18 protein-coding genes are annotated in these 19993 nt (G+C 72.3%); 12 read left to right on the forward strand and 6 right to left on the reverse strand.

All coding sequences use genetic code 11. From position 1 onward, the window contains the following. Positions 1-25: 25 nt before the first annotated feature. Positions 26-910 (reverse strand): NAD(P)-binding domain-containing protein, encoded by an 885-nt coding sequence (locus tag ACTFAP_RS06915; protein WP_495683855.1) that lies wholly within the window; start codon positions 908-910, stop codon positions 26-28. A 2-nt stretch (positions 911-912) separates the two neighbouring features. After that, entirely contained in the window at positions 913-1407 is a 495-nt protein-coding gene (locus ACTFAP_RS06920; RefSeq protein ID WP_390116630.1) for a DUF3145 domain-containing protein, read from the reverse strand. A gap of 242 nt (positions 1408-1649) precedes the next feature. On the opposite strand from ACTFAP_RS06920, the gene ACTFAP_RS06925 reads away from it, so the two are divergent. From ACTFAP_RS06925 to ACTFAP_RS06970, 10 genes are all read left to right on the forward strand, one after another. After that, a complete protein-coding gene (locus tag ACTFAP_RS06925) occupies positions 1650-2540 on the forward strand; it encodes an SGNH/GDSL hydrolase family protein (RefSeq protein ID WP_500468488.1) in 891 nt (296 codons plus the stop codon). A gap of 129 nt (positions 2541-2669) precedes the next feature. Then, positions 2670-3833 (forward strand): mandelate racemase/muconate lactonizing enzyme family protein, encoded by a 1164-nt coding sequence (locus ACTFAP_RS06930; protein ID WP_390116626.1) that lies wholly within the window; start codon positions 2670-2672, stop codon positions 3831-3833. Further along, positions 3830-4855 carry a zinc-dependent alcohol dehydrogenase gene (locus tag ACTFAP_RS06935; RefSeq protein WP_500468489.1) on the forward strand — a complete coding sequence of 342 codons (1026 nt, stop codon included), beginning with the start codon at positions 3830-3832 and terminating at the stop codon, positions 4853-4855. Before ACTFAP_RS06930 ends, ACTFAP_RS06935 begins: the two co-directional genes overlap by 4 nt. Before the next feature lie 120 nt (positions 4856-4975). After that, a complete protein-coding gene (locus ACTFAP_RS06940; protein WP_500468490.1) occupies positions 4976-5959 on the forward strand; it encodes a hypothetical protein in 984 nt (327 codons plus the stop codon). Positions 5960-6109: 150 nt separating this feature from the next. Then, positions 6110-7237: a multiple monosaccharide ABC transporter substrate-binding protein gene (gene chvE, locus ACTFAP_RS06945; protein WP_495683859.1), complete on the forward strand. Its 1128-nt coding sequence runs from the start codon at positions 6110-6112 to the stop codon at positions 7235-7237. A 44-nt stretch (positions 7238-7281) separates the two neighbouring features. Continuing rightward, a complete protein-coding gene (locus tag ACTFAP_RS06950) occupies positions 7282-8916 on the forward strand; it encodes an ATP-binding cassette domain-containing protein (RefSeq protein ID WP_500468491.1) in 1635 nt (544 codons plus the stop codon). Continuing rightward, entirely contained in the window at positions 8913-10184 is a 1272-nt protein-coding gene (gene mmsB, locus ACTFAP_RS06955) for a multiple monosaccharide ABC transporter permease (protein ID WP_500468492.1), read from the forward strand. The genes ACTFAP_RS06950 and mmsB overlap by 4 nt, the downstream gene beginning before the upstream one ends. 36 nt (positions 10185-10220) lie before the next feature. Further along, entirely contained in the window at positions 10221-11321 is a 1101-nt protein-coding gene (locus ACTFAP_RS06960; RefSeq protein ID WP_500468493.1) for an aldose epimerase family protein, read from the forward strand. A gap of 57 nt (positions 11322-11378) precedes the next feature. After that, on the forward strand, positions 11379-13967 hold the full coding sequence (locus ACTFAP_RS06965) for an ATP-dependent Clp protease ATP-binding subunit (RefSeq protein WP_500468494.1): 2589 nt from the start codon (positions 11379-11381) through the stop codon (positions 13965-13967). A gap of 160 nt (positions 13968-14127) precedes the next feature. Further along, positions 14128-14985, forward strand: a complete 858-nt coding sequence (locus tag ACTFAP_RS06970) for a dioxygenase family protein (RefSeq protein ID WP_500468495.1) — start codon at positions 14128-14130, stop codon at positions 14983-14985. A gap of 51 nt (positions 14986-15036) precedes the next feature. Here ACTFAP_RS06970 and ACTFAP_RS06975 read toward each other — a convergent pair whose 3' ends face one another. Next, positions 15037-15504 (reverse strand): VOC family protein, encoded by a 468-nt coding sequence (locus tag ACTFAP_RS06975; protein WP_500468496.1) that lies wholly within the window; start codon positions 15502-15504, stop codon positions 15037-15039. 107 nt (positions 15505-15611) lie between these two features. Here ACTFAP_RS06975 and ACTFAP_RS06980 point away from each other — a divergent pair, with 107 nt between their 5' ends. Then, on the forward strand, positions 15612-16601 hold the full coding sequence (locus tag ACTFAP_RS06980) for a helix-turn-helix transcriptional regulator (protein ID WP_500468497.1): 990 nt from the start codon (positions 15612-15614) through the stop codon (positions 16599-16601). A gap of 25 nt (positions 16602-16626) precedes the next feature. Continuing rightward, positions 16627-17226, forward strand: a complete 600-nt coding sequence (locus ACTFAP_RS06985) for a YdeI/OmpD-associated family protein (RefSeq protein ID WP_500468498.1) — start codon at positions 16627-16629, stop codon at positions 17224-17226. A gap of 12 nt (positions 17227-17238) precedes the next feature. Here the strand turns inward: ACTFAP_RS06985 and ACTFAP_RS06990 are convergent, their stop codons facing one another. The 3 genes from ACTFAP_RS06990 to ACTFAP_RS07000 all read right to left on the reverse strand — a co-directional run bounded on the left by ACTFAP_RS06990 (position 17239) and on the right by ACTFAP_RS07000 (position 19945). After that, positions 17239-17814 (reverse strand): hypothetical protein, encoded by a 576-nt coding sequence (locus ACTFAP_RS06990; RefSeq protein ID WP_500468499.1) that lies wholly within the window; start codon positions 17812-17814, stop codon positions 17239-17241. Further along, a complete protein-coding gene (locus ACTFAP_RS06995) occupies positions 17811-19541 on the reverse strand; it encodes a PHP domain-containing protein (RefSeq protein ID WP_500468500.1) in 1731 nt (576 codons plus the stop codon). The genes ACTFAP_RS06990 and ACTFAP_RS06995 overlap by 4 nt, the downstream gene beginning before the upstream one ends. Positions 19542-19768: 227 nt before the next feature. Further along, positions 19769-19945 (reverse strand): hypothetical protein, encoded by a 177-nt coding sequence (locus ACTFAP_RS07000; RefSeq protein ID WP_495683870.1) that lies wholly within the window; start codon positions 19943-19945, stop codon positions 19769-19771. Positions 19946-19993: the final 48 nt, after the last annotated feature.

Here is a 19993-nt window from a genome sequence, read left to right on the forward strand (position 1 = left end):
CCCCGCAGGGCCCGGGGCCCGGCGCTCAGCTCCCGGCGGCCGGGGGCTCGAAGCTCGCGAAGTAGGAGGCGGCCATGTCCTCGGCCGCGTGGCCCTGCGCCGCCGCGCGCCGGAAGCGCTCCGCGCCCGCCTCCGTCGCGTCCAGCAGGACCCCGGCCTCCCGGCCCGCCGCCACGATGAGCCGGGCGTCCTTCTCGGCGGTGTCCACGGCGAAGCTGGGCGGGGTGAGGGAGCGGGTGCGCACGGCCGTCGATTTCGCCCGCAGGTAGCCCATGTCCAGACTGCCGCCCGCGATGGCGTCCAGGAACTGGTCGAAGTTCACGCCCAGGCCGTCCGCCAGGGCGAGGGTCTCGGCCGCGCCGTGGGTGACGGCCAGCACCCAGGTGTTGCAGACCAGCTTCAGCCGGGTGGCCTCGCCGGGGCGTTCGCCGACCCACACCGTGCGGGAGCCGACCGCGTTCAGCACCGGCTCGATCCGTTCCCACACCTCGGTCGGTCCGGCGATCAGCGTGGTCAGCTCGCCGGCCTCCGCCGGGGCCCTGGTGCCCAGCACCGGGGCGTCCACGAAGGCGAGCCCCCGCTCCCGGGCCAGGTCGAGGAGAAGGGGCAGGGCGTCGGTGCCGGCGGTCGTGGACTGGAGCCACACGGTGCCCTCGGTGAGGCCGTCCGCCGCCGCCCGCATCGCGTCCAGGGTGGCCGGTCCGTCGTACAGCATGGTCAGCACGGTGTCCGCGCCCGCTACCGCATCCGCCGGATTTTCGGCGACCCGGGCGCCGTCGGCCGCCAGGGGTTCGGCCTTGGCCCGGGTACGGTTCCACACCCGTACGTCGTGGCCGGCCCGGCACAGGTTGCGGGCCATGGCCGCGCCCATGATGCCGGTGCCGAGGACTGCCACGGAGCGGCGCGTCATGATCAGACCACCTGGTGGAGCCAGCGGACGGGGGCGCCCTCGCCCGCGTACCGGAACGGTTCGAGTTCGTCGTCCCACGGCTTGCCCAGCAGGCGGGTGATCTCCGCGTGCAGGTCGCTCTCGCCGCGCGCGGCGCGCGCGGTGGCGGCGCGCAGCCGGTCCTCGGGGATCATGATGTCGCCGTGGATGCCGGTCACCGCGTGGTAGATGCCCAGCTCAGGGGTGCAGCTGTAGCGTTCGCCCTCCGCCGACTGGGAGGGGTCGCTGGTGACCTCGAAGCGCAGCAGATGCCAGCCGCGCAGGGCGGAGGCGAGCTGGGAGGCGGTGCCGGGGGCGCCCTGCCAGGAGAGTTCGGCGCGCCAGGTGCCGGGGGACGCGGGCTGTCTGATCCAGTCGAGGGACACCCGACTGCCCAGGACTCCCGCCGCGGCCCACTCGATGTGCGGACACAACGCGCGCGGCGCGGAGTGTACGTACAGGACTCCTCGTGTGGTCATCGGGTCCTCCAGGTCTTTCCTACCAGCGCCCACACCCCCACGTACCGCGCACGAACAGTAAACACCATGGAGATCATTTCTCGCCAAAATGGACAGCGTGTGACATGAGGTCATGTCTTTTACGCTGGATGAAGGGCCCGATCCCACTCGCCGTCCAGTGCCTGGATCCAAGCTACCGCGCGGCGGTGACCCCGGGCCCCGCCGCAGTGCCAGCGCACCATGACTCAAGGGCAGGGAACTGAATGCCGGTCAGCCGCCCCATCCTCGCCTCGACGCTCGCCGCAGCCGCCTCGCTGGCGCTGGTGGCCGGGTGTACGTCGACCCCCGCCGGTTCCGAGCCCGAGTCCGTGAACGCGACCGACGAGGCGGGCGTCCCTGCCGTCCCGCCGTGGAACACCAGCCCGGCGTCGGTGGCGGCGATCGGGGATTCCATCACCCGGGCCTTCGACGCCTGCGGGGTGCTGTCCGACTGCCCCGAGGTGTCCTGGGCGACCGGGACGGACCCGGAGGTGGCCTCGCTGGCGCATCAGCTGATCGGGGACGCCGAGCTGCTGGCCGACCGGTCGTGGAATCTGGCCGAGTCGGGGGCGCGGGCGTCCGATCTGCCGGCCCAGGCGCGGGCGGTCACGGCGCACGATCCGGAGCTGGTGACGATCATGGTCGGGGGCAATGACGCGTGCGCGCCCGATCTCGCCTCGATGACGGACACGGACGACTTCCGCGCGGACATCGAGCGGGCGGTGGAGATCATCCGGGAGTCGCTGCCGGACACCCAGATCTATGTGTCGAGCGTGCCGGATCTGCTGCGGCTGTGGGAGGAGGGCAGCACCTCGGCGCTGGCCCGCACGGTGTGGGGGGTGGCGGACGTGTGCCCGTCGATGCTGGCCGATCCGGTGGCCGTCACGGCGGAGGCGACCGAGCGGCGGGACGCGGTGCGCGAGCGGGTGGAGGAGTTCAACGCGGTGCTGGAGTCGGTGTGCGCCGCCGACACGCTGTGCCGGTACGACGGCGGGGCGGTCTTCGGGTATCAGTTCACGGCGGACGATCTGAGCAAGTGGGACTGGTTCCACCCGAACGCGCGGGGCCAGGCCGCGCTGGCCGCGCTGGCATATGAGCAGATCAGCATGGAGTAGGGCCCAGTAGGGCTCATCGGTGCCGAATGGGGCCAAGCCATTGACACGGCGGCTTGGCTCTCATTACGTTCACGCCAGCATTTCGAACAGCTGTCGAAATATCGAACAAGTGAGAGGCTGGCTGTCCCCGTGCGCATCACCGGAATCAGTACGCATGTCGTCGGTACCCCCTGGCGGAACCTCACATACGTCCAGGTGCACACCGATGAGGGGCTGACCGGCGTCGGCGAGACCCGGATGCTGGGCCGCACCGACGCCCTCATCGGCTACCTCCGGGAGGCGGAGGTCAACCACATCAAGGGCTCCGACCCGTTCGCCGTGGAGGACCTGGTCCGCCGCATGAAGTACGGCGACTACGGGCGGGCCGGCGAGATCGTCATGTCGGCGATCGCCTGCGTGGAGACCGCCTGCTGGGACATCAAGGGCAAGGCCCTGGGCGTACCGGTGTGGCAGCTGCTGGGCGGCCGGGCGAACGCCTCCGACAACCGGATCAAGGCGTACGCGAACGGCTGGTACACCGTTGAGCGCACCCCCGAGGCCTTCCACAAGGCCGCCGAGGCCGTCGTGGCCCGTGGCTACCAGGCGCTGAAGCTGGACCCGTTCGGCACCGGAAACTTCGAGCTGGACCACGCCGAGACCGTGCGCTCGCTCTCCCTGGTCGAGGCGGTGCGGGACGCGATCGGCCCCGAGCGCGAGCTGCTGCTGGAGATGCACGGCCGCTTCTCCCCCGCCACCGCCATCCGGCTGGCCAAGGACCTGGAGGAGTTCGCGCCGTCCTGGCTGGAGGAGCCGGTGCCGCCGGAGAACCTCAAGGCGCTGGCCAAGGTCGCCGCCAAGACGACCCTGCCGATCGCCACCGGTGAGCGCATCCACGACCGGATCGAGTTCCGCGAGCTGTTCGAGTCGCAGGCCGCCGACATCATCCAGCCGGACCTCGGGCACCTGGGCGGCATCTCCGAGATGCGCAAGCTCGCCGCGACCGCCGAGACCCACTACGTGCTGATCGCCCCGCACAACGTCGGCGGCTCGGTGCTCACCGCGGCCAGCCTCCAGCTGGCGGGCTGCACCCCCAACTTCAAGATCCTCGAACACTTCAACGACTTCGCGGACGCCGAGATCAAGAAGGTCGTCAAGGGCGCGCCCGAGGTGGTCGACGGGTACTTCACCCTCTCCGAGGAGCCGGGGCTCGGCGTGGAGCTGGACACCGACGCCGCCGCCGAGTTCCCGCAGCAGCAGGCCCGGTTCGACCTGTGGGCCGAGGGCTGGGAGAAGCGGGAGGGGACGAACAAGTGACGCGCGGCAGCACGGCGCGCGCCGTCCTGATCGAGGAGCCGGGGCGGCACCGGCTGGTGACGGGGCCGCCCGCCGAGCCGGGCCCGGGCGAGGTACGGGTGGCGGTGCGCGCCGCCGGGATCTGCGCCAGTGACCGCGAGGTGTACGAGGGGACGCGCGCGCCCGGCTATGTGCGCTACCCGATCGTGCCGGGACACGAGTGGGCGGGCACGATCGAGGCGGTCGGCGAGGGCGTCGACCCGTCGCTGATCGGGCGCGGGACAGTCGCCGAGGGGTTCCGGGCGTGCGGGATGTGCGAGCGCTGCCGCACCGGGCAGACCAGCCTGTGCACGGCCGGGTACGAGGAGACCGGCTTCACGCGGCCGGGCGCCTTCGCGGACACCGTGGTCGTACCGGCCCGGCTGCTGCACCCGCTGCCCGACGACGCGGACCTGAGCGCCGCCGCGCTGCTGGAGCCGGCCGCCGTGGTGGCCGCCGCCGTGCTCGCCGCCCCGCCCCGCCCCGGGGAGCGGGTCGCGGTGGTCGGCGCCGGCACGCTGGGGCTGCTGGCCGTCCAGTTCCTGGCCGCCTCCTCCCCCGGCGAACTGCTGGCCATCGACCCCAGGAAGCGCCCCCTGGAGCAGGCCGCGGCGTTCGGCGCGACCACCACGGTCACCCCGGACGCGGCGAACGCCCTGCACGGGCGCTACGACCTGGTGATCGAGACGGCGGGGGCGCCGACCACCGCCCGGGACGCCACGCTGCTGGCGCGGCGCGGCGGGCGGGTGGTGCTGACCGGGATGCCGGAGGCCGGGGCCGCGGGCATCGACCCGGTGCATCTGTCGGTCTCCCAGCTGACCGTCTCCTCGGTGTTCGGCGCGACGCCCGCCGCCTGGAGCTACGCGGTGCGGGCGTTCAGCGGCGGGCTGCTGCGCCCGGCCGAACTGATCACCCATCAACTGACCCTGGAATCCTTCGGCGAAGCGATCGAACTCGTCGGTAGCGGAGACCCGGAGGTGGGCAAGGTGTTGTTGACGCCCTAGCCCGCCACCTGCCGCCCGCCGCCCGATCCCCCACCGCCCCGGTGTCCGGGAGTCGTGCGACCGCCCGCCGCCCCGCCCGAACCATGTACGACATATCGAACAAACCCTTACAGGAGCATCGTGTCTGAGTCAGCCGCCGCCCTTCCGCACCGCCCGGGCGAGGCCGCCCTGGCCTCGCTCGGCCACGCCATACCGGCCGGCGACACCGCCGACTCCTCCCCGCACACCTTCCCCGACGGTGGCCGCTGGCGCACCGAGGTGCCCTCGGTCGAGGGCCCCGAGGCCCTGCACACCGTCCTGAAAGAGGCCGCCCAGCTGGGCGTGCCGGTCCACCGCATCAGCCAGGGCAGCGGCGTGTGGATGCTCACCGACGCCGAGATCACCGAGATGGTGGACACCGCCGCGCAGGCCGGGGTGGAGCTGTGCCTGTTCACCGGGCCGCGCGGCACCTGGGACATCGGGGCCGGCACCCGTACCGCCTCGGGCGGTGGCGGGCTGCGGGCCCGCGGCCAGTCCGCCGTCGCCGGCTGCGTGGAGGACGCCCTGCGCGCCGCCGCGCTGGGCGTGCGCTGCCTGCTGGTGGCGGACGAGGGCGTGCTGTGGGTGCTGCACCAGCTGCGCGAGCGCGGCGACCTGCCGGCCGACACCACCCTCAAGGTGTCCGCGCTGATCGGCCCGGTGAACCCGGCGGCCGTCTCCGTCCACGAGGGGCTCGGCGGCGACTCCGTCAACATTCCCTCGGACCTGACGCTGGAGCACCTCACCGAGATCCGCCGGGTCAGCCGGGTCCCGCTCGACTTCTACCTGGAGGCGCCCGACGACCTGGGCGGCTACGTCCGGATGCACGAGATCGCGGAGCTGATCCGGCGCGGGGCGCCCATCTACCTGAAGTTCGGGCTCAGCAAGGCGCCCGGCATCTACCCCTTCGGCGGGCACCTGCGCGACCTGGCCCTGGAGACCGCGAAGGAACGGGTACGGCGCGGACGGCTCGCCCTGGACCTGCTCGCCCGGCTCGGCGGGGACGAGACCGGCACCGGCACGATGTCGCCGCTCGGTTCACGGCTTCCGGGCGCGCTCAACCGCTTCCCCATTCCGGCCAGCTGACGGAGAATCAGCCAGCCGGTACCACCACCACAACCGAACAACTTCCCTCACCGAACACCGCCAGGAACAGCGCCACCTGCACGACTCGCACCACGTACCACCGCACAGAGAAGGCACCGCACCACCGAGTCGAGAGGACGTGACCCCGTCATGTCTCGCGCACGAGCCGCAACACGCGTCACCGCCGCCACCGGCGCCGCCCTCGCCCTCACCCTCGTCCTGGCCGCCTGCGGCCAGGACTCCAACCGGGGTGGGGGCGGGGGCGGTGACCGCGACCCCGAGGCCGAGGGCGGCACCATCGGGATCGCGATGCCCACCAAGTCGTCCGAACGCTGGGTCGCGGACGGCAACAACATGGTCCAGCAGTTCGAGGACGCCGGTTACGACACAGTCCTCCAGTACGGCGAGAACCGGGTCGAGAACCAGGTCTCGCAGATCGAGAACATGATCTCCCAGCGGGTCGACCTGCTGGTGATCGCCGCCATCGACGGCAGCGCGATGACCAACGTGCTCCAGCAGGCCCACGACGCCGGCATCCCCGTCGTCTCCTACGACCGGCTGCTGCTGGGCAGCGAATACGTCGAGTACTACGCCTCCTTCGACAACGAGCGGGTCGGCCGGCTCCAGGGCGAGTACATCGTCGAGGCCCTGGGCCTGGCCGACGGCAGCGAGGAGGGGCCCTTCAATATCGAGCTGTTCGCCGGCTCCTCGGACGACAACAACACCCAGTACTTCTTCCAGGGCGCCATGGAGGTGCTCCAGCCCTACCTGGACAGCGGACAGCTGGTGGTCCGCAGCGGGCAGACCAAGCTCAGCCAGATCACCACCGCGGCCTGGGACGGTGGCCGCGCGCAGAGCCGGATGGACGACCTGCTGACCGCGCACTACTCCGGCCAGCGGCTGGACGCCGTGCTGTCCCCCTACGACGGCATCTCGATCGGCATCCTGTCCAGCCTCAAGAGCATCGGCTACGGCTCGGGCAGCCAGCCCTTCCCGGTCATCACTGGGCAGGACGCCGAACTGGCCTCGATCAAGTCGATCATCGACGGCGAGCAGACCCAGACCGTCTACAAGGACACCCGCGAACTGGCCCGGCAGGCCGTGGCGATGAGCGACGCGCTGCTGACCGGCGGCGAGGCGGAGGTCAACGACACCGAGAGCTACGACAACGGTGTCAAGGTCGTCCCCGCCTACCTGCTGGACCCGGTGAGCATGGACATCAGCAACTACCAGATCCTCATCGACGAGGGCTACTACAAGGAATCGGACCTCGGCTGAGCGGCGAGGCGGACGGAGGCAGACGGAAGCACGGGAGCGACGTCATGGCACGTGCACAGCACACGGCATCCGAGCCCGAACACGTCCTGCGGATGAGCGGCATCGTCAAGACCTTCCCCGGGGTGCGCGCCCTGGACGGGGTCAGCATGTCGGTGCGGCCCGGCGAGATCCACGCCATCTGCGGGGAGAACGGGGCCGGCAAATCCACCCTGATGAAGGTGCTCAGCGGGGTACATCCGCACGGCAGTTACGAGGGCGACATCGAATTCGAGGGCGCACCCTGCGCCTTCAAGGACATCCGCGCCAGTGAGCGGCGCGGCATCGTCATCATCCACCAGGAACTCGCGCTCATACCGCAGCTGTCCATCGCCGAGAACATCTTTCTCGGCAACGAACGCACCGGCGGACGCGGTTTCATCTCCTGGTCCACCACGCTGAGTGAGACGGAGCGGCTGCTGCGCCGGGTCGGGCTGACCGGCGAGCGCCCGCAGACGAAGATCTCCGCCCTGGGCGTGGGCAAGCAGCAACTGGTGGAGATCGCCAAGGCGCTGGCCAAACGGGTCAGGCTGCTGATCCTGGACGAGCCCACCGCCGCGCTCAACGACGAGGACAGCCGCAAGCTCCTCGACCTGATCCGCGAACTGCGCGACCAGGGCATCTCGGCGATCCTCATCTCGCACAAGCTGAAGGAGGTGCTGTCGGTCGCGGATTCCGTCACCATCCTGCGCGACGGCCGCACCATCGAGACGCTGCCGGCCGAGGGCCTCACCGAGGACCGCATCATCCGGGGCATGGTGGGCCGCGAGCTGGACGCCTACTACCCCGACCGGGTGCCCTACGAGGGCGAGGACGCCGGACAGGTGGCGCTCGCGGTACGCGACTGGACAGTGGCCCACCCCGCCGACGAGCGGCGCAAGTCGGTCGACTCGGTCTCCTTCGAGGTACGGCGCGGCGAGATCCTGGGCCTGGCCGGGCTGATGGGCGCCGGCCGCACCGAGCTGGCGATGAGCCTGTTCGGGCGCTCCTGGGGCCGGTACGAGGGAGGCACGGTGGCCGTCGACGGCGAGGAGGTGTCCACCCGTACGGTGCCGGAGGCCGTCGCGCACGGCCTGGCGTACGTCACCGAGGACCGCAAGACGTACGGGCTGAACCTGATCGACACCATCAGCCGCAACATCTCCCTGGCGGGGCTGCCGGGGATGGCGCGGCGCGGCGTCGTCGACGAGCACGCCGAGACGCGGGTCGCCGAGCGTTTCCGCGCCTCGATGAACATCAAGACGCCCACGGTGTTCGAGCAGGTGGGGCGGTTGAGCGGCGGCAACCAGCAGAAGGTGGTGCTCAGTCAGTGGATCAACACCGGGCCCAAGGTGCTGATCCTGGACGAGCCGACGCGCGGCATCGACGTGGGTGCCAAGGCGGAGATCTACGCGGTGATCAGCGCGCTGGCGGCCGAGGGGCGGGCGGTGGTGCTGATCTCCTCCGAACTGTCGGAGCTGCTGGGTCTGTGCGACCGGATCGCCACCATGGCGGCCGGGCGGCTGACCGGCGTACTGGAGCGGGAGCAGGCGTCCCAGGAGGCCCTGATGCGGCTGATGACGCGCACCGAGGAGCCCGTTGACAGCGTTGTCAACGCGGCCGGCGGGGGCAGGGGCGACGAGGACGGGGAGGCACGAGGATGAGCGGCACCGACGTCACGCTGGACAAGAACGCGCCCGCGCCGGGCGGCGGTGACGGGCAGGGGCCCGGGAGCGGCGGACCGGCGGGCGGACTGGCCGTGCTGGCCTCGGAGTTGCTGCGCTCGGTGCGCACCAACATGCGCCAGTACGGGATGCTGATCGCGCTCGGCATGCTGGTGGTGATCTTCCAGATCTGGACCGGCGGCGATCTGCTGATGCCGGGCAACGTCACCAACATCATCCTGCAGAACGGCTACATCCTGATCCTGGCCATCGGGATGATGATCGTGATCATCAACGGTCACATCGATCTGTCGGTCGGTTCGGTCGCGGCGTTCTCCGGGGCGGCCTCGGCGGTTTTGATCGTCAACCACGGGGTCCCGTGGCCGCTCGCCCTCACGCTGTCGCTGCTGATCGGCGCGGCGGCCGGGGCCTGGCAGGGCTTCTGGGTGGCGTACATCGGCATCCCGTCGTTCATCGTCACGCTGGCCGGGATGCTGCTGTTCCGGGGCGCCACCCAGCTGTTGCTGGACGGTCAGTCCCGGGGTCCGTTCCCGCGCGGCTTCCAGAACATGAGCCAGGGGTACCTGCCGGAGGTCGGCCCGTACACCAACTACCACAATCTGACGCTGCTGCTGGGTCTGCTGGTGGTGACGGTGGTGCTGTTCCAGGAGTGGCGCAAGCGGCAGCAGCAGCGGGAGTACGAACTGGAGGTGCTGCCCCGCAATCTCTTCCTCCTCAAGTGCGCGGCGATCGTGGCCGCGACGGCCGCGTTCACCATGACCCTGGCCAGCTACCGGGGTGTTCCGGTGGTGCTGCTGATCCTGTCCGGGCTGCTGATCGTGCTCGGTTACGTGATGCGCAACGCGGTGCTGGGCCGGCATGTGTACGCGCTGGGCGGCAACCGGGCGGCGGCCCAGCTGTCCGGGGTGAAGGACAAGCGGGTCACCATGGCCGTGTTCATCAACATGGGTGTGCTGGCGGCGCTGGCCGGGTGTGTGTTCGCGGGCCGGCTCAACGCGGGGACGCCGGGCGCCGGTCAGCTCTTCGAACTGGAGGCGATCGCGGCGGCGTTCATCGGTGGCGCGTCCATGAGCGGCGGTGTCGGCACGGTGCTGGGCGCGGTGATCGGCGGCCTGGTGCTGGGTGTGCTGAACAACGGCATGCAGCTGGTGGGGATCGGTCCCGACTGGCAGTCGATCATCAAGGGGCTGGTGCTGCTGGCCGCCGTGGGCTTCGATGTGTGGAACAAGCGTCGCGCTCGCACATGAAAGAGCGCTCCCGCACATGAAGGAGCAAAAGGCAACATGAGCACCACGGAGCACCGCCCGGCCGCGGCCCCGCCCGCGCGCACCCCGTTCGGCACCCTGCCGGACGGAACCGGCGTCGACCGATGGACGCTGGCGCGCGGCGGGCTGCGGCTCGCGGTGCTCACCTACGGCGGGATCGTGCAGTCCCTGGAGGTGCCGGACCGGGAGGGGCGGCTCGCCAACGTCTCGCTGGGCTTCGGCCACCTGGCGCCGTACGCGGCCGAGGGCGCGTCCCCGTACTTCGGCGCGCTGATCGGCCGCTACGGCAACCGGATCGACGGCGGGCGGTTCACGCTCGACGGGCGCGAGCACCGGCTGCCCGTCAACAGCGGCGAGCACAGCCTGCACGGCGGAACCACCGGGTTCGACCGGCGGCTGTGGGACATCACCCCCTTCGACGGACCCCAGGGCACCGGGCTCACGCTGCGCCGGACCAGCCCGGACGGCGAGGAGGGCTACCCCGGGACGCTGGAGGTGCGGGTGGACTACACGCTCACGGACGGCGGCGCGTTCCGGATCGACTACACGGCGACCACCGACGCCCCCACCCTCGTCAACCTCACCAGCCACACCTACTTCAACCTGGGCGGGGAGGGCAGCGGCAGCGTCGAGGGCCACGAGCTGCGGCTGGCCGCCTCCCGCTACACCCCGGTGGGGCCCACTCTCATCCCGACCGGGGAACTGGCCCCGGTCCAGGGCACCCCGTTCGACTTCACCGGCCCGGCGGGCAAGCCGATCGGCCGCGATCTGCGCACCGGGCACGAGCAGCTGCGGTACGCGCAGGGCTACGACCACAACCTGGTGCTGGACGCCGGGGCGAGCGAGGAGCCGCGGTACGCCGCCACGCTGCGCGACCCGCGCTCGGGCCGGGTCATGGAGCTGGCCACCACCGAGCCGGGGGTGCAGCTGTACAGCGGCAACTTCCTGGACGGTTCGCTGGTGGGCTCCTCGGGGCGGGCGTACCGGCAGGGCGACGCGGTCTGCCTGGAGACCCAGCACTTCCCCGACTCGCCGAACCGGCCCGGCTTCCCCTCCACCGTGCTGCGGCCCGGTGAGACCTACCGCAGCAGCACGGTGCACACCTTCACCACCGCGTAGCCGAGTGGGGTTTGTGCCGGTTTGCGGGGCCTGGTGGCTCTTGCTGTAGTGGACAGCATGAGCTTGCCCTTCGGATCCTCGTCGTCGCCCTCCTCACCCGACCCGTTCTCCGACCTGCTCAACCGCTTCTTCGGGATGTCGCCGCTCGCCTCGCCCCCCGCCGTCCAGCGGGTGCCGATCGGGCGGCTGCTCACCGACGCCGCGCGCGAGCTGATCTCGCTCGCCTCGGGCCGGGCGACCCGGGACGGCAGCGAGGATCTGGACACCGGGCACCTGCTGTGGGCCGCCACCCAGGTCGAACCGTCCCGGGGGCTGCTCACCACCGCCGGCGCGGACCCCGACCGGCTGGCCGAGCGGGTCGAGGACACCCTGCCGCATCCGGGAACCCGGGCCGGCACCCCACTGGGCCTGACCCCCTCCGCCAAACGCACCCTCATCGCCGCGCACGCCCGCTCCCGGGCGGCCGGCGTCTCCTACATCGGCCCCGAGCACATCCTGGGCGCGCTGCTGGACGACCCCGACTCGGCCGCCGCCCGGCTGCTGCTGGGCGACGCCCGGGTGGACAGCGGACGGCTGCGCGAATCCGCCCGCCCCGGCCGCCCCGCCGAGCCCGTGCGCGGCCCCGGCGCGATGGGCATGCCCGGTGCCGCCACCGAACGGGAGAGCACCACCCCCACCCTCGACCTGTACAGCCGCGACCTGACCGAGGAGGCGGGCGCGGGCCGGCTGGACCCGGTGGTGGGCCGCGCCGAGGAGATCGAGCAGACCGTCGAGATCCTCTCCCGGCGCGCCAAGAACAACCCGGTGCTGATCGGCGAGCCGGGCGTCGGCAAGACCGCCATCGTGGAGGGCCTCGCCCAGCGCATCGTCTCCGGGGACGTGCCCTCCACCCTCGCCGACCGGCGGGTGGTCGCCCTGGACCTGACCGCCCTGCTCGCCGGGTCCAAGTACCGGGGCGAGTTCGAGGAGCGGCTGAAGAACGTCATCGACGAGGTACGGGCCACCGAACGCTCCACCATCCTGTTCATCGACGAGGTGCACACCGTCGTCGGCGCCGGGACCGGCGGCGAGGGCAGCATGGACGCCGCCAACATCCTCAAACCGGCGCTGGCCCGCGGCGAACTGCACGTCGTCGGCGCCACCACGCTGGACGAGTACCGGCGGCACATCGAGAAGGACGCCGCCCTGGAGCGCCGCTTCCAGCCGGTCACCATCCCCGAGCCGACCGTCACCGAGACCGTCCAGATCCTGGAGGGGCTGCGGGACGCGTACGAGGCGCACCACCAGGTGCGCTTCACCGACGAGGCGCTGACCGCCGCCGCCGAACTCTCCGACCGCTACCTGTCCGACCGCTTCCTGCCCGACAAGGCCATCGACCTGCTCGACCAGGCCGGCGCCCGGGTGCGGCTCAGCGGCGGCCCCGGCGGGGCGGACGGGCAGCGGCGGCGCGAGCGGATCGCCTCCCTCAACCGGGAGAAGGACCAGGCCATCGCGGTCGAGGACTACGAGCGGGCCGCCGACATCAAGCAGCAGCTCGCCGCCGTCGAGGCCGAGGGGCCGCCGCCCGGCGCCGGGCCCGACCACCACGAGGGCGTGCGCACCGTCACCGCCGACGACATCGCCCAGGTGCTCTCGCGCGCCACCGGCATCCCGGTCGCCCAGCTCACCGAGAGCGAGCGGGCCCGGCTGCTGCGCCTGGAACACGCCCTGCACCAGCGGATCGTCGGCCAGGAGGAGGCGGTCACGGCCGTCTCGGAGGCGGTGCGCCGCTCCCGCGCCGGCATGGGCGACCCGGACCGGCCCGTCGGCTCCTTCCTCTTCCTGGGCCCCACCGGGGTCGGCAAGACGGAGCTGGCCAAGGCCCTCGCCGAGCTGCTGTTCGGCGACGAGAGCCGGATGGTGCGCTTCGACATGAGCGAGTTCCAGGAACGCCACACGGTCTCGCGGCTGGTGGGCGCCCCGCCCGGCTACGTCGGGTACGAGGAGGCCGGGCAGCTGACCGAGCAGGTGCGCCGGCAGCCGTACCGGGTCCTGCTCTTCGACGAGGTGGAGAAGGCGCACCCCGACGTGTTCCACCTGCTGCTCCAGGTGCTGGACGACGGGCGGCTGACGGACGGCCAGGGCCGCACCGTCAACTTCCGCAACACCGTGGTCATCATGACCAGCAACCTGGGCGCCGACCTGATCCTGTCGCACGGCGGCGAGGTCGACGAGATCAGGACCGAACTGCTGGAGCAGCTGCGGCGCGGCTTCCCGCCCGAGTTCCTCAACCGGATCGACGAGACGATCATCTTCCACCGGCTGTCGGACACCGATCTGGAGCGCGTGGTGGACCTGCTGCTGGAGCGCAGCCGGCGCCGGGTGCGGGCCCAGGGCATGCACCTGGAGGTCACCCCGGCCGCCAAGCGGCTGCTGGCGGAGCGCGGGCACCAGCCGGAGTACGGGGCCAGGCCGCTGCGCCGCACCATCCAGACGGAGCTGGACAACCGGATCGCCACGCTGCTGCTGGGCGACCGGGTCGAGCACGGCGACACCATCACGGCGGACGCGCGCGGGGACCACCTGGTGGTGACGGTGGTCCCGGTCGCGGACGAGGAGGCCGAGGAGCGGGCCGAGGGCGAGGGCATGCCCCCGCCCATGAGCTGAACCCGGTGCGGGTGCGGTGACGGCGGTCCGGGCGGCGAACCGCCGTCGCACGTCGCAAGGGGCACCGGCTCCCGGCGGGGGTGCGCCATACGGTGACAACATCTGTTCGGCCAGCCCGGGACTCTGCTCAATCCACCGTGATGAACCTAGCTTGATCCTCATGACGGAATACAGACTCAGCCGCCGTCGCATCCTGACCATCGGCGGCCTGGGAGCCGCCGGGTTTGTGCTGGCCGGCCACTGCCCCGCGAGCGCCGCCACCGGCGCCGCCACCCCCGTCCACCCCGCCTCGGGCGCCACCGGCGAGACCACCGCCGACTCCTGGTACGAGCTGACCACCCACCGCTCGGACGGCCCGTACACCCTGACCGCCGCCCAGAACCGGCAGGACATCACCGACGGCAAGCAGGGCGTGCCGCTGGCCCTCGACCTGACGGTGCGGGACAGCGGCGGCAGCGGGGCGGCCCTCCCCGGCGCGGCCGTCGAGGTCTGGCACTGCGACGCCTGGGGGTACTACTCGGGCTACACCGACGCCAACCCGGGCGGCGAGGTACGCGCCGAACGCGAGGACCGCAGCGGCGCCGACCCGGACTCCTTCCTGCGCGGCCACCAGGTCACCGACCGGGAGGGCCGGGTCGCCTTCCGCACCATCGTGCCGGGCTGGTACGCGCCGCGCGCCCCGCACATCCACGTCCGGGTGCACCTGGGCGCCGAGCCGGAGAGCGGCGGCTTCGCGGCGGAGGCCACGCACTTCACCGGGCAGCTGTTCCTGCCGGACGAGCTGGTCGCCGAGGTGTACGAACTGGAGCCGTACGCCCAGCACATCGGCGACGGTCCGGCGACGCTGGCCCGCGACATCGTGTACGCGGGCGGCGGGGAGCGGGACGGCCTGCTGTCCCTGGAGCGGGTCAGCACCCGCTCTCTGACCGAGGGCTGCTCGGCGGCGTTCACCCTGGCCGTCCCGGCGGAACGCGCCAGGGCCGCCGCCCGCGCGGCGTCCGCCGCCCGCGCCGCCTGACGGCGGGCGCGGCCCGCCGGGGGGCGGGCCGCGTTCGTCGGGCGTGTGCCGTCAGCCCGCGTACGGTGCCTGGACATCGAGGACCCAGGTGACGCCGAAGCGGTCGGTGAGGATGCCGAAGCCGGGGCTCCAGGGCGAGGCGGCGAGGGGCTCGACGATGTCGGCCCCCTCGGACAGCGCCTTCCAGTAGCCGGTGACCTCGTCGAGGGTCTCGCCGCGCACGGACTGGAAGAAGGTGCGGTCGGTGAGGGTCATGCCGTTCTCCCGGCGGGTCGACCCGGCGATCGCGGCCGGGTCGGCGTCCTCCGGGCCGGGGATGTCGTAGGCCATGACACGGAACCCGTCCTCGTTCTCGACCTGGCCGAACACCACCTTGTCGGCACCGGGCGCGTCCTTCGGCGCGCCGAGGTCACCGTACGTCGCGAGGGTGAGCCGTCCGCCGAACACACTCTGGTAGAACGCGAGGGCCTGCCCGGCGGTGCCGCGGAAGTTGAGGTGGGTGGTGGTCTGGATGGTCATGGGAGTGTCCTTCTCCTGACGGTTCTCGGCGGCCGGTTCGCCGCGGGGCCCACACTGGCGGCAGTAGAGGACAGCGGCGGTCCTCCACCTCGGGCAGGATCGGGCGCATGGCCGGACGTTCCTCTCGGATGCTGTCGTTGCTGTCGCTGTTGCAGACCCGGCGCGACTGGCCGGGCCGGACGCTGGCCGAGCGGCTGGCGGTGAGCCCGCGCACCGTGCGGCGCGACATCGAGCGGCTGCGCGAGCTCGGGTACCGGATCAGCGCGACGAAGGGCCCGGACGGGGGTTACCGTCTCGCGGCGGGATCGGAGCTGCCGCCGTTGCTGTTCGACGACGACCAGGCCGTGGCGATCGCGGTGGCTCTGCGGAACGCCTCCGCGAGCGGGGTCGACATCGAGGAGGCGGCGGCGCGGGCGCTGGCGACCGTACGGCAGGTGATGCCCTCACGTCTCCGCCATCGGATCGACGATGTCCGGTTCACCGGCGCCGAGCCCACCGCACGCGTGGACCCCGGGGTGCTCCGGACGGTGAGCGCCGCGGTGCGGCGGCGGCACGTCCTGCGCTTCGGCTACGGGGAGGCGGACGGTCCCGCGCGACGCGCCGAGCCGCACGCCGTGGTCGCCCGCGGCGGCCGGTGGTACCTCATCGCCTGGGACCTGGACCGCGAGGACTGGCGTGTCTTCCGCCTGGACCGGGTGACCCCGCGCCTGCCGGACGGTGGCCCCTTCACCCCGCGCCGGCTTCCGGCCCCGGACGCGCGGACCTTCCTGGCCGCGCGGTCCAAGGGGTCGGCCGCCGAGGACCGGTGGCCGTGCACCGGGGAGGTCGTCATCGCCCGGCCGGCGAGCGAGGTCGCGCCGTGGATCGGGGACGGCGAGGTGGAGGCGCTGACCGAGCGGACGTGCCGGCTCACGGTGGGCTCGTGGTCATGGACCGGCCTGCTCGCGCTCGTGACCCGGTTCGACGCCCCGTTCACCGTCCTCGGGCCACCGCCCCTGGCCGCCGCCGCCCGTACCCTGGCCGACCGCCTGCGGGCGGCGGCCACCGGCCCGCCGCCGGACACCGCGGGCCACGCGGAGGAACAGGACAGAACCTGACCGCTTGTGGGGCCACCCTTGCCCCATGACGAAGCGACAACCGGCGGAGCGGCTGACAGTGCGGGACACGCGGGCGTGGCGACAGTGGCTCGACGTCCACGAGGAATCGTCCGACGGCGTGTTGCTGGTCCTCGCGAAGAAGGGACACACGCACCCCACCTCCCTGACCTATGCCCAGGCGCTGGAGGAGGCCCTGTGCAGCGGCTGGATCGACGGGCGCCGCAACGCCATCGACGAGCGGACCTTCCAGCAGCACTTCACTCCCCGCCGCGCGGCGTCCCTCTGGTCGCGCCGCAACGTCGGCATCGTCGCGGCCCTGATCGAGGAGGGGCGGATGCGGGCGCGCGGGCACCGGGAGATCGAACGGGCGAAGGCCGACGGCCGGTGGGAACGGGCGTACGGCGGACAGGCCGTGGCCCAGGTCCCGGACGATCTCGCGCGTGCCCTCGCCGGGTCGCCGGAAGCGGCGGCGCGTTTCGCCGCGCTGGACCGGTCCCGGCGCTATTCCGTCATCCATCAGGTCGTCACCGCGTCCAGCCCCGCCGGCCGGGCCCACCGGATCGAGCGGTTCCTCACCCGTCCGGAGCCCGCACCTCCTGCCACGTCCGATGACCCCCGACGATGAGTGGCCGGCCCCTCAGTCGTGGTCCGCTCCGCAGCAGGGGTGCGGATCCGGGGTCTCGAACGGCACGTAGGTGCCGCCCAGGGCCGGCATCAGCCGCAGCAGCAGCCGCCCGCCCGCCCATTCGGGGCGGACGTGGGAGCGGGTGAGGAGCACCGTGTCCGGGTCGGCCGGGGTGCCGCCCAGCACCTCGGCGGCGTCGATCGCGGTGGTGGCGAGGAGTTCGGCGACGGTCAGCCGTTCCGGCAGGCTCGCGGAGCCGGGAAAGTACACCGCCCGGCCGCCCGTACGGCCCGTGTGCTCGGCCGTGGCGAGCGCGGCGCCCGCGCCCGCCTCCGTACCGCACCGCACCCCCGCCGGGCCCGCCTCCGCGCCGAGCCGGTCCAGGACCGTACCGGCGTCGGCGGCGGGCACCGCGAGCGACAGGGCCAGGCCCGGCCGTTCGCCCGGCGGGCGCACCCGGTGGGTGCAGGCGTACGCACCGGCCGGCAGCGGGAGCAAGCCGGCCAGCCGGTGCAGCACATGGTCGGCGGCGCGCAGGGTGGCGGCCTGCGGCCCGGCGTCGACGCCGATGACGTGGAACGTGGTCACGAAGGCAGCACCCAGATGGGGTTGGAGTAGAACCACAGGTCGCGCCACGGGTCGGCGTCGCCGACGACGTCCAGCGCCGGACCGTTCGGGTCGGTGGCGGCGCCGTGCAGGCCCACCTGCGAGCGGTTGCCGTCGGTGCCGCGCACCCGGACGTACACCGGGCGGTCGATCCGGCCCAGCTTGTAGGTGAGGGTCACGGAGCCGGTCGACTTGTTGACCTCGAAGGACGTGGCGACCTTCGTGCCGGGGGCACGGAAGCCGTCGCGGTCCTGCGCCGCGCCGGTGACCTCGCCCCGGATGACGTCGACCCGGGCCAGTTCGGGCACGAAACCGGCCCAGTTGGCGCCGTTGGCCAGCGCGATCTCCAGCCGCAGCTCCACGCTCGTACCGCGCTTGACCTGGAGGGTGCCGCCGAGGGTGGCGGAGCGGTTGCCGCCGCGCAGCTGGGCGTCGAGGCCGGAGATCAGCCCGCCGTGGTCCACCCAGACCCGGCCGTCGCGGATGCCCTCCATGACGGCGGCGTAGGAGAAGTTGGTGGCGCCGACGTGGGTGCGGCTGTACTGGCCGGGCCAGTAGTCGCCGGCGTCCAGGTTCAGGCCGCCGGAGTACACCGGGTCGCCGTGGAAGCCGTTCGCGTCGAAATCCGTGTCGGAGGGGCGCGCGGCGGTGTCGGCGTAGTTGCTGTGCGAGTCGGAGTTGGCGCTGATCCACCAGGGCTTGCCCTCGGCGAGCAGGCTGTCCCACAGGCCGCCGACGGTGGCGGTCATCCAGTCGAAGCCGCCCCAGGTGCGGTAGCTCTCGGCCGGGTAGGCGGGGAAGGAGCCGGCACCCGGGCTGGAGTCGTAGTAGCCGCGGCCCGAGCCGGGGCCGCCCGGCTTGGCGATGCCGGCCGCCTGGTGACCGGGGGCGCCCTCCATGCCGACCGCGATGCCGGGCTGCGCGTCGCGCCAGGCGCGGATCTCGTGCGGGGAGTCGATGCCCTTGCGGGAGGGGTGGTTGGCGAGCATCAGCGCGGCCTTGACCTTCTTGCGCTGGACCTGCTCGGCGAGGAAGTTGAGGCCGGAGATGGCCAGGGCCTCGTTCTGCGGGGTGTCGGCGGTGGCGCCCTTGACGGCGCCGTCGTAGCCGGTCTCGAACTGCTTGAGGACATCGACCTCGTTCTTGCCGGGGTGGACGAAGACGGTCGCGTGCTCGGCGGCGGGGATGTTCCACTCCAGGCCCTGGAAGACGAGGGTGTCCTGGTAGCGCTCCCGGGCGGCCTTGATGTCCGGATTGACCTTCTCCACGCCGATCCGGGAGTGGTTGACGCTGCCGTGGTCGGTGATGACCATCCAGTCCAGGCCGTGGCGCGAGCCGTTGCGGACCTGGTCGGCGACCCGGTAGAGGCCGTCGGAGCTGTACTGGGTGTGGATGTGGTGGTCCCCGGCCAGCCACAGCATCCGGCCGTTGCCGTTGCCCCGGCCGTTGTTGCCGGTGGGGCGGGTGCCGGGGGCGGCGGCCGCCGCCTCGAAGGCGGAGGAGCCCAGCACGCCCGCACCGGCGATCCCGGCGCCCAGCAGTCCGGCGCGGCGCAGCATGGAGCGCCGGGAGAGCTGGTCGGGGCTCAGCTCGCTGTCCGGGATCTCCGTGTCCATGGCGGCCGGAAGCGCCCGGGGTTCCTCGTCGTGGTCGTGCCCGTGACCGTGTTCGTGCCCGTGACCGTGCGGGTGGTGGTGTCCGTGCCCCATGGGATCGCTCCTGTGTCCACGCGTTGCTGCTGCCGCAGGAACTCTGAGAGTGGCAGGTGAACACGAACCCGTATCGACGCCACGTGGAGAAGAACAAAGGAGAAGAATGTCAGGGAATTGGCGACCGAATCGGCGGAAAACCGGCGCCGGGACCGGCGGATGAGCAGGGACGGACGAGGGGCGGCGGGAACGGTCCCGCCCGTTCCCGCCGCCCCGCCCCGACCCGGTCAGCGACCCTCGGAGGGCACCTGTCGGCTGTGTTCCGGCCCGGCCGGCTCGGCGGACTCACCCGCGCTCACGGCGGTCCCGCCGGCCAGCACCAGCAGCCCGGCGGCCAGCACTCCGGCCCCCACCGCGGCCAGATTGCGGCGTCCGGTGGGCCTGCGGTGCCTGCTGCGGCTCATGGGGTCCTCTCCGACTGCTGAACCGACCTGTACACCTCAACCTAGGAA

Source organism: Streptomyces sp. PH9007, assembly GCF_059813725.1.